At 69.9% G+C, this 16029-nt stretch carries 9 protein-coding genes; 3 read left to right on the forward strand and 6 right to left on the reverse strand.

From position 1 onward, the window contains the following. Positions 1-80: 80 nt before the first annotated feature. From ACW4TU_RS22055 to hisC, 5 genes are all read right to left on the reverse strand, one after another. Entirely contained in the window at positions 81-1595 is a 1515-nt protein-coding gene (locus tag ACW4TU_RS22055; protein ID WP_457416040.1) for a sensor histidine kinase, read from the reverse strand. Between the two features lie 70 nt (positions 1596-1665). Continuing rightward, positions 1666-5193, reverse strand: coding sequence for a thiol reductant ABC exporter subunit CydD (gene cydD / locus ACW4TU_RS22060; RefSeq protein WP_457416042.1), 3528 nt, complete (start codon positions 5191-5193; stop codon positions 1666-1668). A gap of 131 nt (positions 5194-5324) precedes the next feature. Then, complete coding sequence (gene cydB / locus ACW4TU_RS22065) at positions 5325-6329, reverse strand: cytochrome d ubiquinol oxidase subunit II (RefSeq protein WP_457416044.1); 1005 nt, start codon at positions 6327-6329, stop codon at positions 5325-5327. Positions 6330-6350: 21 nt separating this feature from the next. Further along, the gene (locus ACW4TU_RS22070) at positions 6351-7859 is read right to left on the reverse strand and encodes a cytochrome ubiquinol oxidase subunit I (RefSeq protein ID WP_457416046.1); all 1509 of its coding nucleotides are present in this window, start codon (positions 7857-7859) and stop codon (positions 6351-6353) included. Between the two features lie 248 nt (positions 7860-8107). Continuing rightward, positions 8108-9187: a histidinol-phosphate transaminase gene (gene hisC / locus ACW4TU_RS22075; RefSeq protein WP_457416048.1), complete on the reverse strand. Its 1080-nt coding sequence runs from the start codon at positions 9185-9187 to the stop codon at positions 8108-8110. 463 nt (positions 9188-9650) lie between these two features. On the opposite strand from hisC, the gene ACW4TU_RS22080 reads away from it, so the two are divergent. From ACW4TU_RS22080 to ACW4TU_RS22090, 3 genes are all read left to right on the forward strand, one after another. After that, on the forward strand, positions 9651-10763 hold the full coding sequence (locus ACW4TU_RS22080) for a LacI family DNA-binding transcriptional regulator (protein ID WP_457416050.1): 1113 nt from the start codon (positions 9651-9653) through the stop codon (positions 10761-10763). Positions 10764-11176: 413 nt separating this feature from the next. Then, positions 11177-12295 (forward strand): metallophosphoesterase, encoded by a 1119-nt coding sequence (locus tag ACW4TU_RS22085; protein ID WP_457416052.1) that lies wholly within the window; start codon positions 11177-11179, stop codon positions 12293-12295. A gap of 205 nt (positions 12296-12500) precedes the next feature. After that, the gene (locus ACW4TU_RS22090) at positions 12501-13367 is read left to right on the forward strand and encodes a hypothetical protein (RefSeq protein WP_457416054.1); all 867 of its coding nucleotides are present in this window, start codon (positions 12501-12503) and stop codon (positions 13365-13367) included. Between the two features lie 442 nt (positions 13368-13809). Here the strand turns inward: ACW4TU_RS22090 and thiC are convergent, their stop codons facing one another. Beyond that, positions 13810-15630 (reverse strand): phosphomethylpyrimidine synthase ThiC, encoded by a 1821-nt coding sequence (gene thiC, locus ACW4TU_RS22095; RefSeq protein ID WP_457416056.1) that lies wholly within the window; start codon positions 15628-15630, stop codon positions 13810-13812. Positions 15631-16029: the final 399 nt, after the last annotated feature.

A 16029-nucleotide genomic window follows, 5' to 3' on the forward strand; every position in this document is an offset into this window, starting at 1 on the left:
CCGGGCCGATGCCCTGTTCAAGTCGTACGCCTGGGGGACCCCTTGCCACGAACGGCTCAGCAACAGGCTTTTCGACAGCCTCAGTACGGGGCCTGCCACACCACCGTCGTACCGCCGCCGTCCGGGCCGCTGCCGGGTCCGTGCCGGCTGTCGCCGCCCAGCGACTCGGCACGCCGTTTCAGGTTCCTGAGGCCACTGCGCCGGCCGCCCTCGGGGATGCCGACACCGTCGTCGGCGACGGTCAGCCGTACGCCCGGCCGGCCGTCCGCCAGGGTCACGCCCGCGTCGACCACGACATCGATCCGGGATGCCCCGGCATGGCGGAAGGCGTTGGACAGTCCCTCGCGGAGGGCGGCGACGAGGTTCTTGCCGGTCGGCTCGCCGACGGCGGTGTCGACCGGACCGACCACCCGGAGCGTGGGCTTGAAGCCGAGTGCCACGGCGGCCATGTGGATCTCCCGCCGCACCCGGGTGGACAGTTCGGACGGCACCTCGCCGGGGTCGTCCTGGAGCGCGAAGATCGCGGTGCGGATCTCCTGGATGGTGACGTCGAGTTCGTCGACGGCCCTGCCGACGCCGTCCCGCACCTCGGGCGCGACCGGCCCGCGCTGGGCGCTCTCCAGCATCATCCCGGTGGCGAACAGCCGTTGGATGACGAGATCGTGCAGGTCACGGGCGATCCGGTCGCGGTCCTCGTACACCGCGAGCCGTTCCCGGTCGCGCTGTGCCTCGGCCATCATCAGCGCGAGCGCGGCCTGCGCGGCGAACCGGACGGCGAGCGCGCGCTCCGTCTCCGTGAACGCGCGCTCTCCCCGCGCGCGGGGCATGGCGAGGCTGCCGACGACCCGGCCGTCGCTCTGCAGGGGCAGCAGCATCGTGGGCCCGTAGTCGCGGGTGAGGCCGTTGCCGATGGCCAGCCGGGGGTCGGTGGCCGCGTCCGCGACGAACACCGGCTCGCCGTCGAGGAGTTCGGCGACGACCTCGCTCTCCGGCGGGATGATCACGCCGAGCGCGTCGGAGGGGCGCTCGGCGTCCACGGCGACGATCTCCAGGCCGCCCTCGTCGGCGGGCAGCAGCACGATCCCGGCCGCGGCCCCGGAGAGCCGGCGGGCCTGTTCGGCGACGATCCGGAGGGAGTCGCCGATGTCGCCGCCCGAGAGCAGCGCGGTGGTCACGGCCACGGACCCGTCGATCCAGCGCTCACGCTGTCTGGCGGCCTCGTACAGGCGGGCGTTGCCGATGGCGATGCCCGCCTCGGCGGCCAGCACCCGGACCAGGGTCAGGTCGTGCTCGGTGAACGGGCCGCCGCCGCGCTTGTCACCCAGGTACAGGTTCCCGAAGACCTCGCCGTGCACCCGGATCGGCTCGACCCACCGGACGGTCTCCTCGTCGACGCCGTGGTGCACGAAGTCGGCGAAGCCGACGCCGTCCTCGGCGAGGACCCCGATGGCCACGCGCCCGGCGTCCACCAGGGCGGTCGCCGTCGCGCAGATCCGCTCCAGCGTGGCCTGCCGCCCGAGCCCGCTCCCGACGGCCCGCATCGCCTCCAGCAACTGCGGCACACACGGCTCGGGACGAAGCGGCAGGTCGGACATCCCCCGAGCGTAATTACTCCTGTTTGTCCCCGAAAGTCGAGCGGCGACGACTCCCCTGACGAGCAGAGAATCAACGCACCGCCGCCACGGCCGCCGACTGCTCGGACTCCGCCTCCCGCTCCGCCATCCTCCGCAGCGGCCCCTCGACGGCGACCAGCTCCGCGTACGTCCCCCGCTGCACGACCTGCCCCCCGTCCAGCACGATCACCTCGTCCACGGCGTCGAGTCCGGCCAGCCGGTGGGTGATGAGCAGCGTCGTACGGCCCTCGGTCGCGGCCAGCAGATCGGCGGTGAGCGCGTCGGCGGTCGGCAGGTCCAGGTGTTCGGCGGGCTCGTCGAGCACGAGCACCGGGAAGTCCGCGAGCAGCGCCCGGGCAAGAGCCAGCCGCTGCCGTTGCCCGCCGGACAGCCGCGCCCCGTGCTCGCCGACCAGCGTGTCGAGCCCGTCGGGCAGCGACTCGGCCCAGTCCAGCAGCCGCGCCCGCGCGAGCGCGCCCCGCAGGTCGTCCTCGGTCGCGTCCTTCTTCGCCAGCAGCAGGTTCTCGCGCACGGAACTGTCGAAGAGGTGCGCGTCCTGGGCGCACAGCCCGACCAGCCGCCGTACGTCGTCGCCGTCCAGCGCGTACGCGTCCACACCGCCCAGCGTGTAGGAACCGGCGTCCGCGTCCAGGAACCGCAGGAGCACCTGCGCGAGGGTCGTCTTGCCGGACCCGGACGGGCCGACGACGGCGATCCGGCGCCCTTCGTCGAGGGTGAGGTCGAGTCGGGCCAGCGCGTCCCGGTCCTGTCCGGCGTGGCGGGCGGCCAGCTCCCTGACGACGACCGGGAACGGCGACACCGGCGCGGGGAGCGGTTCTTCGGGTTCGCGTACGGGCTCGGGCGCGTCCAGGACCTCGTACACGCGCTCCGCGCTCCTGCGTACCCGCTGCCGGTACCGCACGGCGAGCGGCAGCCCGAGGACGGCCTCGAAGGCGGCCAGGGGAGTGAGGACGACCACGGCCGTCACCACTCCGCCGAGCCGCCCCTCGGCGACCCCTTGGGCGCCCACGAGGGCGGTGGCCGCCACGGTCAGCCCGGACACCAGCGTGGTGAGTCCATCGCCGAGCGCGGTGGCGGTGGCGGCGCGCGAGGCGATCCGGGTGAGCACGGAGTCGGCCCGCCGTACCCGCTCGGTACGTCCGTTCAGGGCGCCCGCGACCGTCGACTCGGCGGTTCCGGTGAGCAGGTCGGTCACGTGCGTGGCGAGTGCCCCACGGGCCGGGGCGAGCCGGCGTTCCGCGCGCCGCGCCACAGCGCTGGTCACGAGGGGGACGCCGACGCCGGCGGCGAGCAGTCCGGCGGCGAGGACAGCCCCGGCCTCCGGCAGCAGCCACGCCGTGAACCCGACGGAGGCCGCGGAGACGACAAGGGCGGCGCCGGCGGGCAGCAGCCAGCGCAGCCAGTAGTCCTGGAGGGCGTCCACGTCGGCGACGAGCCGCGACAGCAGGTCACCGCGCCTGGTCGTCCGCAGTCCGGCGGGTGCCAGCCGCTCCAGGCGCCGGTAGACGGCGACCCGGGTGTCGGCCAGCATCCGCAGCACGGCGTCGTGCGACACCAGCCGCTCGGCGTACCGGAAGACGGCCCGCCCGATCCCGAAGGCCCGCGTGGCCGTCACGGCGACCATCAGATACAGCACGGGCGGCTGCTGCGAGGCCCGCGAGATGAGCCACCCGGAGGTCGCCATGAGCCCGACGGCACTGCCGAGCGCGAGACTCCCGAGCAGCAGCGCGAGTCCGAGCCGCCCACGCCGGGCCCCGGACATGGCCCGCACCCGCGCGAGCACACCAAGTCGTCCCGCGGGAGCGCCGGGTACGGTTTCTTCCTCGTCGAGCACGGGGAACCGCGCACTCCGCGGACCGCCCACGACAAGCCCGTCGCCGCCGAAGGAACCGCCGGCCTGCTCGGCGCCAGGCAGATGAGCGGGGCGGTCGGCCTCCGCCAGCCGCACCACCCGGTCCGCCACCGCCAGCAGCGCGGGCCGGTGCACGACCAGCAGCACCGTCCGTCCGACGGCGAGGCGCCGTACGGCGGCCACGACCTCGGCCTCGGTCTCCCCGTCCAGCGCGGCCGTCGGCTCGTCGAGCAGCAGCACAGGCCGGTCCGCGAGGAACGCCCGGGCCAGCGCGAGCCGTTGCCGCTGCCCGGCGGAGAGCCCGGCGCCGTCCTCGCCGAGCACCGCGTGGACACCCTCGGGCAGCGCGTCCACGAACTCCAGCGCACCGGCATCGGCCAGCGCCCGCCGTACGGCGGTGTCGTCGGCGTCGGGCCGGGCCAGCCGTACGTTCTCGGCGATCGACCCGGCGAACAGATGGGGCCGCTGCGGCACCCAGGCCACCCGCGAACGCCACTGGTCCAGGTCGATGCCGGCGAGATCGGCTCCCCCGACCGACACCCGCCCCGCCGTCGGCCGTACGAACCCGAGCAGCGCGTGCAGCAACGTCGACTTGCCCGCGCCGCTCGGCCCGACGAGCGCGACCGTCTCGCCGGCTTCGACAGCGAAGGACGCGTCCACCACCGCGTCCACCGAACGCCCGGGATACCGGACCGTCACGCCCTCGAAGGCCACCCCGCCCGCCGGAACCGGCCCGGTCCCGGATTCAGGCACCGGCGTCTCCAGTACGGCGAAGATCTCCTGGGCCGCGGCCAGTCCCTCCGCCGCCGCGTGGAACTGAACACCCACCTGCCTCAGCGGCAGGTACGCCTCGGGCGCCAGGACGAGAACGACGAGCCCGATGTACAGGTCCATCTCGCCGTGCACGAGCCGCATACCGATGGTCACCGCGACCAGCGCCACGGACAGGGTCGCCAGCAACTCCAGCGCGAAGGACGAGATGAAGGCGATCCGCAGGGTCCCCATCGTGGCCTGCCGGTACTCGCCGGTGATCCGCCGGATCGACTCGGCCTGCGCCTTGGCCCTGCCGAACACCTTCAGCGTCGGCAGCCCCGCCACGACATCGAGGAAGTGACCCGACAGCCGGGACAGCAGCTGCCACTGACGGTCCATCCGGGACTGCGTGGCCCAGCCGATCAGCACCATGAAGACGGGAATGAGCGGCAGGGTGCCGACGATGATCGCGGCAGACACCCAGTCCTCGGTGACGATCCGCGCCAGTACGGCCACGGGCACCACCACCGCGAGCCCCAACTGCGGCAGATAGCGCGAGAAGTAGTCGTCGAGCGCGTCGACCCCCCGGGTGGCGAGGGCGACCAGCGACCCGGTCCGCTGCCCGCTCAGCCACCCGGGGCCGAGCGCGACGGCCCGCTCCAGCAACCGCCCACGCAGCTCCGACTTCACCGCCGCGCTCGTCCGGTGAGCGGCCAGCTCGGTGAGCCAGGAGACCACCGCCCGGCCAACGGCGACAGCCACCAACAGCAGCAGGGGCGTACGGAGTTCGGTGACCGACAGTCCGTGCTGGAACGCGCCGACCACCACCTCGGCGATGAGCATGGCCTGCGCGATGACCAGCCCCGCACCGACGGCACCGAGGCCGACGACCGCCAGCAGGAATCGGCGCGTGGCGCCGGCGTACCGGAGGAGGCGTGGATCGATTGGTTTCACGTGAAACATGCCCTTCGGTCCAGGGAGGTGGTTCCGCGATGTTTCACGTGAAACATCGCGGAACCACCTCCCCCGGACTGAGATGACGCAACAGAGATGACGCAGACAGAGACAACACAGACGAGGACGACTCAGTGCGCGCTCTCGGCGAGGTGCTGCGTGCCGATCCGCTTGCGGAACACCCAGTACGTCCAGCCCTGGTAGAGCAGGACCATGGGGGTGGCGATCCCCGCACACCACGTCATGATCTTCAGCGTGTACGGGCTCGACGAGGCGTTGGTGACCGTGAGGCTCCAGTCCGCGTTGAGCGAGGACGGCATGACGTTCGGGAAGAGCGTCAGGAAGAGCATCGCGACGGCGGCCACGATGGTGACCCCGGAGAACGCGAACGCCCAGCCCTCGCGTCCCTTCCGCGCCGCCCCCAGTGCGGCGACGAGCGCGACCACGGCCACGATCGCCGCGACCAAGGAGCCACTGTCGCCCTTGTCGGCCTGGGTCCAGCTCAGGAACACGAGCGCGACGACGGCTGTCACCAGCCCGACGCGGACAGCCAGTTTCCGCGCCCGTTCCCGGATGTCTCCGACGGTCTTGAGACCGACGAACACCGTGCCGTGGAAGGTGAACAGCGACAGGGTGACCAGGCCGCCGAGCAGGGCGTACGGGTTGAGCAGATCGGCGAGATTCCCGACGTACTCGAAGTCCGCGTCGATCTTCACCCCGCGCACGATGTTGGCGAAGGCCACGCCCCAGAGGAACGCCGGGAGGAGCGAGGTCCAGAAGATCGCGGTCTCCCAGTTGCGCTGCCAGTTCTCCTCGGGCCGCTTCACCCGGTACTCGAAGGCGACGCCCCGCACGATCAGGCAGACCAGGATGAGCAGCAGCGGCAGATAGAAGCCGGAGAAGAGGGTGGCGTACCACTCGGGGAAGGCGGCGAAGGTCGCGCCGCCCGCCGAGAGCAGCCACACCTCGTTGCCGTCCCAGACGGGCCCGATGGTGTTGATGAGGACCCGCTTCTCCGCACGGTCGCGGGCGAGCAGCTTGGTGAGGACACCGACCCCGAAGTCGAAGCCCTCCAGGAAGAAGTAGCCGGTCCACAGGACGGCGATGAGGACGAACCAGACGTCGTGAAGTTGCATGGCGATTCCAGCTCCCTGGGCCTAGTAGGAGAAGGCCATCGGCTTGTCGGCGTCCTGTGGGTCGCCGCCGATCTTCGTGGGCGGGTTGAGGTCGGCCTCGGTCAGTTCGGGCGGCCCGGCCTTGACGTACTTCACGAGGAGCTTGACCTCGATGACGGCGAGGAGCGCGTAGAGCGAGGTGAAGACGATCATCGAGGTGAGGATCTCGCCCTGCGAGACCCCGGGGGAGACCGCGTCCCGGGTCTGGAAGATGCCGTACACGACCCACGGCTGACGGCCCATCTCGGTGAAGATCCAGCCCCAGGAGCTGGCGATCAGCGGGAAGCCCAGGGTGAGGATCGCGATGCGCCAGTACCACTTGGTGAGCGTCGGGCCGAGCGCCTTCCCGGGGAGCAGCGACAGATGCGGCACCTCGTCGTCGCCGACCCGCAGATGCCGCGGCAGCATGAACTTCTTGCGGGTCAGCCAGAGTCCGGCCAGCCCGATCGCGAAAGACGTCATGCCGAAGCCGATCATCCAGCGGAAGCCCCAGTAGGCGACCGGGATGTTGGGCCGGTAGTCGCCGGGCCCGAACTTCTCCTGCTCGGCCTTGTTGACGTCGTTGATGCCGGGGACGTACGAGCTGAAGTCGTCGTTGGCGAGGAAGGACAGCAGGCCCGGGATCTCGATGGCGACCTTGTTGTGGCCGGCCTCGACGTCGCCGTAGGCGAAGACGGAGAAGGGCGCGGGCGCCTCGCCGTCCCAGAGGGCCTCGGCGGCGGCCATCTTCATCGGCTGCTGCTTGAACATGACCTTGCCGAGAAGGTCACCGCTGACCGCGGTGAGCAGACCGCCGATGACGACGGTGACCAGGCCGAGCCGCAGCGAGGTCTTCATCACGTCGATGTGCTTCTTGCGCGTCAGATGGAAGGCGGCGATGCCGACCATGAAGGCGCCGCCCGTGAGGAAGGCCGCGGTGAGGGTGTGGAAGACCTGGGTCAGCGCGGTGTTCTGGGTGAGGACCAGCCAGAAGTCGGTGAGCTCGGCGCGGCCCTTCCGCTCGTTGATCCGGTAGCCGACGGGGTGCTGCATCCAGGAGTTGGCCGCGAGGATGAAGTACGCCGACAGGATGGTGCCGATCGAGACCATCCAGATGCAGGCCAGGTGGATCCTCTTCGGGAGCTTGTCCCAGCCGAAGATCCACAGCCCGATGAAGGTGGACTCGAAGAAGAAGGCGATCAGCGCCTCGAAGGCGAGCGGGGCACCGAAGACATCGCCGACGAAGCGCGAGTAGTCGGACCAGTTCATGCCGAACTGGAACTCCTGCACGATGCCGGTGACGACGCCCATCGCGATGTTGATCAGGAAGAGCTTGCCCCAGAACTTGGTGGCCTTGAGGTACTTCTCCTTCTCCGTGCGCACCCAGGCGGTCTGCAGGCCGGCGGTGAGCGCGGCGAGGGAGATCGTCAGCGGCACGAACAGGAAGTGGTAGACGGTGGTGATGCCGAACTGCCATCGCGCCAGAGTCTCGGGCGCCAAAGCGATGTCCACATCTCCTCCTTACGTCCATGGCCATTGCGGCGGTCCGTCCCGGTTGCCGTCCTCCAGAAGAGGGACAAACCGGATGCGCTTGTGAACGCGTTCACATTCACAAGCAATTATGGCGCATGCCCGTTCGAACGTGGAGGGGTGGGGGGTCCCTAAACGAGGCCTGACCGGCCCTTGACGGAAAAGGGCCGGTCAGGCGGGGTACGGACAGGCCGCGAGCAGGACGGGTGCCGAAGCTCGGGGACCTCGGACTAGAGCTCCTTGCGGAACACCTCCGCCGCCTTCAGGAAGACGTCGTTCGCCTCGGTCTCGCCGACCGTCACCCGAACCCCCTCGCCCGGGAACGGCCGGACAACCACCCCGGCCCGCTCGCACACCGCCGCGAAGTCCACCGTGCGCTCCCCCAGCCGCAGCCACACGAAGTTCGCCTGGGTCTCGGGCACCGTCCAGCCCTGGCCGCGCAGACCGTCGACCACCCGCGTGCGCTCGGACACCAGCGAACCGACCCGGCCGAGCAGCGCGTCCTCGGCCCGCAGCGAGGCCACCGCCGCGTCCTGGGCGAGCTGGCTCACCCCGAACGGCACCGCCGTCTTGCGCAGGGCCGCCGCGACCGGCTCGTGGGCGATCGCGAACCCGATCCGGAGCCCGGCGAGGCCGTACGCCTTGGAGAAGGTCCGCAACACACAGACGTTCGGCCGGTCGCGGTAGAGCGTGACCCCGTCCGGCACCTCCATGTCGCGCACGAACTCCTTGTAGGCCTCGTCCAGCACCACCAGCACATCACCGGGCACCCGGTCCAGGAACCGCTCCAGCTCGGCCCGCCGTACGACCGTCCCCGTCGGGTTGTTGGGGTTGCAGACGAAGACCAGCCTGGTCCGGTCGGTGATCGCGTCCGCCATCGCGTCCAGGTCGTGCACGTCCCCGGGCGTCAGCGGGACCTTGACCGACGTGGCGCCACTGATCTGGGTGATGATCGGATAGGCCTCGAAGGACCGCCAGGCGTAGATCACCTCGTCGCCGGGCCCACTGGTGGCCTGGATCAGCTGCTGTGCGACGCCGACCGAGCCGGTGCCGGTGGCGACATGGGAGACCGGCACGGCGAAACGTTCTGCCAGCTCACTCATGAGCTCCGTGCAGGCCATGTCCGGGTAACGGTTGAAGGCCCCCGCCGCGGCTGTCACCGTCTCCAGCACACCGGGCAGCGGCGGGTACGGGTTCTCGTTCGAGGACAGCTTGTAGGCCACCGGACCGCCGGCCGCGGCCGGCCTGCCCGGCTTGTAGGTGGGGATCCCCTCCAGCTCGGCGCGCAGCCTGGGGCTCGTCTCGCTCACCGCAGTCCTCCTCATGACCACCACCGGCTCAGCGCGGCCACCCGCTGCCGGTTACCGGGTACCAATGCTTCACACCTTATGAGGATTCGGCGCCGCCGCGTACGGGTCGGTCGTGCCCGAGAGCCTCCGGCGCGCTCCGCGCGTCCACCTCACCTGCCACATGGGCATCAGGTCTATCACCGTACAAAGTTGTACGAATTAGGGGGCGCATTGCGCTTCTCGGCACGCGCCGGTGGCTCACTCCGTGGCGCGCATCCCTCGTAGAGGTGAGTTGAGACCTCTTCGAAACATCGGTCACTTGGCAGGCCCATGCGCGCCGACAAGTCACGTAGGGCAGTAATATCGTTCAACTGGCTTCTTTTCTAAGGCAGTTGATATCTTTTGACCATGCAGAAACGTGCCTGTCAACGACTGCATATGCGTCCGCACTACCCCACCGCATGAGCCCTACTATCGGCTCGCCATGACAGCAGCAGGGAAGCACCAGGTGAGCCGCGCGGAGACAACCCGACGAGCCAGCAGACCGGGCCGGGCAGGCATCAGAGACGTGGCCGCCGCAGCCGGCGTCTCGATCACGACCGTCTCCGACGCCCTCAACGGGAAAGGCCGGCTCCCGGACGTCACCCGACGCCATGTCCGTGAGGTCGCCGACCGGCTGGGCTACCGCCCGTCGGCCGCGGCCCGAACCCTCCGTACCGGCAAGTCCGGGCTGATCGGTCTGACCGTGACGACATACGGGGATGAACCTTTCACCTTCACCGAGTTCGCGTACTTCGCGGAGATGGCGAGGGCCGCCACCTCGGCCGCGCTCGCCCGGGGCTACGCCCTGGTCATCCTCCCCGCGACCTCGCGCCACGACGTGTGGTCGAACGTCGCCCTGGACGGCACGGTCGTCATCGACCCGTCCGACCAGGACCCGATGGTCACCGAACTCGTCCGGCAGGGGCTGCCCGTCGTCTCCGACGGCCGCCCGGCCGGCTCGCTCCCGGTCACCGCGTGGGTCGACAACGACCACGAGGCGGCGGTCCTGGGCATCCTCGACCACCTCGCCGCCGCCGGCGCCCGCCGCATCGGCCTGCTGACGGGGACGACCACCGACACCTACACCCGTCTCTCGACGACGGCGTACCTGAACTGGTGCGAGCGGGTCGGCCAGGACCCGGTGTACGAGTCCTACCCGGCCCACGACCCGTGCGCGGGCGCCGTGGCCGCCGACCGGCTGCTGGCCCGCCCGGACCGCCCGGACGCCGTCTACGGCCTCTTCGACCCGAACGGCACCGACCTGCTGGCCGCGGCCCGCCGCTACGGCCTGCGCGTCCCGGAGGACCTCCTGCTGGTCTGCTGCAGCGAGTCCACGGTGTACGCCACCACCGAGCCGCCGATCACCACCCTCTCGCTGAAGCCTCGCCGCATCGGCACGGCGGTGGTCCAGCTCCTGATCGACGCCATCGAGAACCTCGACTCGGACCAGCCGGTCGAGCAGGTGATACCGACCGAACTGATCGTGCGGACGTCCTCGCAGCGCCGTCCGCCGCGCACGACGGTCAGTCCTCCGCGGTCGCCCGAGGAAGGGTGATCCGGGGGCGGTGGTGAGGGGCGGGGAAAGTGGCTTGGCGGGGCCGGTTCCCGGAGAGCGGGGCCGTACGAGGGGTCGGCCCCGCAGGGGAAGCGGGAGCCCGGCCCCGTTCAGGAACGTGGGACACCGGCGTCCGGTCAGTTCACGGACGCCGGTGTCATGATCCTACGAAGCGTCGGTGTACCGAGGTTCGAAGCAAGGTACGAAGCAGGCGGGTCGGGGGCGGGAGCAGACGGGAAAGCCCTTCCGAATCGGGGCGAAAGCCGCGGTGAACTGGGCTCCTTCGCCGATTCACCACCCCTGGGTCATCACATGGCGCGATCCGCATTCCTATGATGGGCCCACGACACCGCGGGCCGCTGCGACCAGGCAGTCCGATGCGGTGCAGATGCGGCGCGATGGTGGAGGGGTCGATGACTCAGGGGGCCGGTCAGGGACCCGAGGTGACGCGGACGGCGACGTTGCGCGACTTCCGGGTGCCCGCTTACGTCCATGAGGCCGGTCCGCACACCGCCGGCACGGCCCCCGGGGACGTCACCGCCGGGGCGGCCGAAACCGAGGTCCAGGAGCCCGCCGAGGGCGCGCAGACCCTGTCCGACCTGGAGGAATACCCCGACGGGTACACGCCGACGCAACGGGACCTGCCCGTCATCAAACCCGATGACACGCTTCAGGTGGCCGTCGATCCCGCGGCCCCGGCCGCCGACGGCCCGGGCCCCCTGTTCGTCGTCGGCGACGTCCACGGCTACATCGACGAACTGGTGAACGCTCTCCAGGAACAAAACCTGATCGACAGCGCGGGCAACTGGTCCGCGGGCACCGCCCGGCTCTGGTTCCTCGGCGACTTCACCGACCGCGGTCCGGACGGCATCGGCGTCATCGACCTGGTCATGCGGCTGTCCGCCGAGGCAGCCGCGGCCGGCGGCTACTGCAAGGCCCTCATGGGCAACCACGAGCTGCTGCTGCTGGGCGCCAAGCGGTTCGGTGACACCCCCGTCAACTCGGGCGCGGGCACGGCCACCTTCCAGGCGGCCTGGTTGCTGAACGGCGGCCAGAAGACCGACATGGACCGGCTCCAGGACCACCACCTCCAGTGGATGGCCCGCCTCGACGCGATCGAGGAGGTCGACGGCCACCTGCTCGTCCACTCGGACACCACCGCCTACCTCGACTACGGCGATTCGATCGAGGCGGTCAACGACACCGTCCGCGAGACGATCACGCGCAACGACGCGGACGAGGTGTGGGATCTGTTCCGCAAGTTCACCAAGCGCTTCTCCTTCCGCGACGAGGGCGGTGCCGAGGCCGTACGCTCCCTCCTCGACACATACGGCGGCACCCGCATCGTCCACGGCCACAGCCCCATCCCGTATCTGGTGGGCGACGTGGGCACCGAGGACGACGGCGAGGAGAATTCCGGTCCGAACATCGAACATCCGCATGTCTACGCCGACGGGCTGGCCATCGCGATGGACGGCGGCGTGACCATGGCCGGAAAACTGCTGGTCCAGGAACTTCCGCTGGACCTCTGACGGATATCCGCGCGTTTCCCGGGCAGGCGTCCTCCGACTGTGAACCGCGTCGGACGGGGGACAGTCGCACGGCGAATTCTTCAAACCCCCTGTCACCGCGCGCCGTCGCCGCTCTACCATCGGCTTATCCGTAGCAGGCTCCCCTCCGTTTCTGCCCGACGGCTCGTCAGCATGCCGAGCCCCAAGCCCTACGGAGCATCGGGGGATGCACATGAACAGCGTTCCGCAGCACCTGCTGAACGAGGACCGCCAGGAATACGAGCGGATCCTCGATGAGGCGCTGCGCTCCGCCCCACACCGCCCGGAACTGGCCGCCGTCGGTCAGCGTCTGAACCCCGAACAACTGCGCACCATGGCACTCAACGCCACCGCGCTCATCACGGTCGCCGCGGCGGCCGAATACCAGCACTACGTGAAGGTCCGCGACGAACTGCGCCACCCGGCGCCGTCCCCGTCGTCCTTCCACGAATCCGGCTCCACCGGGCCGGGCACGGGCGCGATCGGGCTCGCCGGCATGGGCGAGGTCGCCGCCGAGACCGGGGCGGGCGCCGTCGCCGTCGTCGCGGTCCTGGCTCCCGTCCTCGCGGGCACGGCCGCGGCGATCTTTCTGCTCGTGGGCTACATCCTCAAGATGCTCGACCCCGAGCCGGCGTTCGCCCGGACCATACTCACCACCGGATGGGTGTTCGGTGCGGTGACCGCGGCAGCGATACTCGTCGCCGCGGTCGGCCTTCTCCTCACCGCCCTGCGCAACAGCCCGGAGGCGGAGGAGGCCGGGGCATACGGCGAAATGACGGGGGAGGTCGCGCTGGCCAGGGAAGCCTGGCGCGAGGCCCTGCTGGAGCGCGGCATCATGCCGTTCCTCCGCGATGCCCTCGCCGATCCCGGTACGGCGGCCATGAACCGCAAACCGGCCCCGGAACACACCACCGGCCGCATGCCCCAGCTCGGCTACAACCGACCCGGCTTCAGCAGCCCCGACGAAGGCTCGACGGCGGGCCACCGCCCCAGCTTCTCGAGCCCGGACTTCAGCAGCCCGGACTTCGGGGGTCCGGACCACCCGCCGGAGTGACCGGCCGGTCCGGACGCGGTACCCAGGACCCAGGTGGAGCGGGCGGCTGCTGGAGCCGCCTGACCACCTGGGCTTCCGCACGCTCCACAGGCGTCCTGCCGCGCGCATGGACCAGGGCCAGGTGGTGCAAGGGCCGGGGCGACCGGTGCGTACCGGTGGATCCGGTTGGCGTGTGGACTTCCGGATGCTCCGCCAGGGCCGTCCGGGAGATGTCGAACGACTCGACCGCGTGACGGAGGCCGTTCCACAGGTGTCCGCCCCTCCGCCCGCAGCCGCTCGTTCTCCACCTCGATCTCGTCCCGCCGGCCGGCCATGTCCTCGGGGAGCGCGACCTCCTGGTCGAGCACATGTACGTGCACGTCCTCGGGGGCGATCGCCACGTCACCGTCTCCTTCGACCCTTCCGTTACCGCTCGGGCACGAGCCGGCATCCGGAGCCGGTGTCAGTCCGCGATCGGCAGATAGACCCGGTTGCCCGCGTCGGCGAACTCCTTCGACTTCTGGAGCATCCCCTCGGCGACCTCCTCGGCCGTCGCCCCCGCAGCCGCCGTTCCGCCGAACCGCTCCGTAATGCTCTGGCTGATCTTCATCGAGCAGAACTTCGGCCCGCACATCGAGCAGAAGTGAGCCGTCTTGGCGGGCTCGGCCGGCAGGGTCTCGTCGTGGAACTCCCGCGCCGTGTCCGGGTCGAGGGCCAGGTTGAACTGGTCCTCCCACCGGAACTCGAAGCGGGCGTCGGAGAGTGCGTCGTCCCAGTCCTGCGCACCTGGGTGCCCTTTGGCTAGGTCGGCCGCGTGGGCGGCGATCTTGTAGGTGATGACGCCGGTTTTGACGTCGTCACGGTTGGGCAGACCCAAGTGCTCCTTGGGTGTGACATAGCAGAGCATGGCCGTGCCCCACCAGGCGATCATCGCGGCACCGATGCCGGAGGTGATGTGGTCGTACGCCGGCGCGACGTCCGTCGTCAGCGGGCCGAGCGTATAGAACGGAGCTTCATCACAGATCTCCTGCTGCAGGTCGATGTTCTCCTTGATCTTGTGCATCGGGACGTGTCCCGGGCCTTCGATCATCGTCTGTACATGGAAACGCTTCGCGATCTTGTTGAGCTCCCCCAGCGTCCGCAACTCCGCGAACTGTGCCTGGTCATTGGCGTCCGCGATCGATCCCGGCCGAAGGCCGTCGCCGAGGGAGTAGGTGACGTCATAGGCGGCGAGAATCTCGCACAGTTCTTCGAAGTTCTCGTACAGAAAAGACTCCTTGTGGTGCGCCAGGCACCATGCCGCCATGATCGATCCACCGCGCGAGACGATGCCGGTCTTACGGTTCGCGGTGAGCGGCACGTACGCGAGGCGGACTCCCGCGTGGACCGTCATGTAGTCCACGCCCTGCTCGGCCTGTTCGAGGACCGTGTCCTTGTAGATCTCCCAGGTCAGTTCCTCGGCCTTGCCGTCCACCTTCTCCAACGCCTGGTAGAGCGGCACCGTGCCGATGGGAACGGGGGAATTGCGCAGGACCCATTCACGGGTGGTGTGGATATTGCGGCCGGTGGACAGGTCCATGACCGTGTCGGCGCCCCAGCGCGTCGCCCAGGTCATCTTCTCGACCTCTTCCTCGATGGAGGAAGTGACCGCGGAGTTGCCGATGTTGGCGTTGACCTTCACCAGGAACCGCTTGCCGATGATCATCGGCTCGATCTCCGGGTGGTTGACGTTCGCGGGCAGTACCGCACGTCCGGCGGCGATCTCCTCGCGGACCACCTCGGGGTCCACGTGTTCCCGGATGGCGACGAACTCCATCTCGGGCGTGATCTCCCCGCGGCGGGCGTACGCGAGTTGCGTCACCGCCTGTCCGTTCCGGCTCCGGCGCGGCTCCCGGGGCCTCCCGGGGAACACCGCGTCGAGGTTCCTGAGTCCGCCGCGCGGCGAGGTGTGCTTGATCCCGTCGTCCTCCGGACGGATGGGACGGCCCGCGTACTCCTCGGTGTCACCCCGGGCGATGATCCAGTTGTCACGCAGCGGCGCGAGCCCCCTGCGGACGTCGGTGTCGGTCTGCGGGTCGGTGTACGGGCCCGACGTGTCGTACAGGGTGACCGACTTCCCGTTGGTGAGGTGCACCTGACGGACCGGCACCCGCAGGTCGGGGCGTGAGCCGCCGACATACCCCTTGTGCCAGCCGACGGACTTCCCGGCCTCCTGGGACTGTTCGCCCTGGACGGGCTGTTCGTCCTGGTCGGAGGCAGGCGTGCGTGTGTCCTTGATGGTCATGAGACCTACTCCCTACGCCGGCATTACCCGGTAACAGGTTCAGCGGTCGACGCAGCGGATTCCGTCTGCCGATGCTTCATGTGAAACATCACTCGTTCCACATGTTCCACGTGAAACATCGCTAAGACGGAGGTCAGCGCCCTCTCAGCCCGGTGCTCCGAGCTCCCGCGTGTGCAAAGGTGCCTCCACGCTAGCGTCAATTTGGGCGAGGTGAACAGAGGGCCCCGGCCGTTCTTGCGATGATCGGGCGGTGACCACGACGCAAGGACCCCCATACCCGTCCTCCGAGCCTCCGCGCGGAAGCGGTGCCGGACACGGTTCCGGGCCGGGCAGCGAAACCGGCGGCGGCACCGGCCGAGAGCGCGGGCCCCGGACCGGCGGTGGCTCCGGCGGCCTCGG

Source organism: Streptomyces kryoterrae, assembly GCF_054072135.1.

Bases quoted from the DNA above. Each gene is read 5' to 3' on its own strand.
- ACW4TU_RS22055 (WP_457416040.1), bottom strand. From the start codon at position 1,595: ATGTCCGACCTGCCGCTTCGTCCCGAGCCGTGTGTGCCGCAGTTGCTG.
- cydB (WP_457416044.1), bottom strand. From the start codon at position 6,329: ATGCAACTTCACGACGTCTGGTTCGTCCTCATCGCCGTCCTGTGGACC.
- ACW4TU_RS22080 (WP_457416050.1), top strand. From the start codon at position 9,651: ATGACAGCAGCAGGGAAGCACCAGGTGAGCCGCGCGGAGACAACCCGA.
- ACW4TU_RS22085 (WP_457416052.1), top strand. From the start codon at position 11,177: ATGACTCAGGGGGCCGGTCAGGGACCCGAGGTGACGCGGACGGCGACG.
- ACW4TU_RS22090 (WP_457416054.1), top strand. From the start codon at position 12,501: ATGCACATGAACAGCGTTCCGCAGCACCTGCTGAACGAGGACCGCCAG.
- thiC (WP_457416056.1), bottom strand. From the start codon at position 15,630: ATGACCATCAAGGACACACGCACGCCTGCCTCCGACCAGGACGAACAG.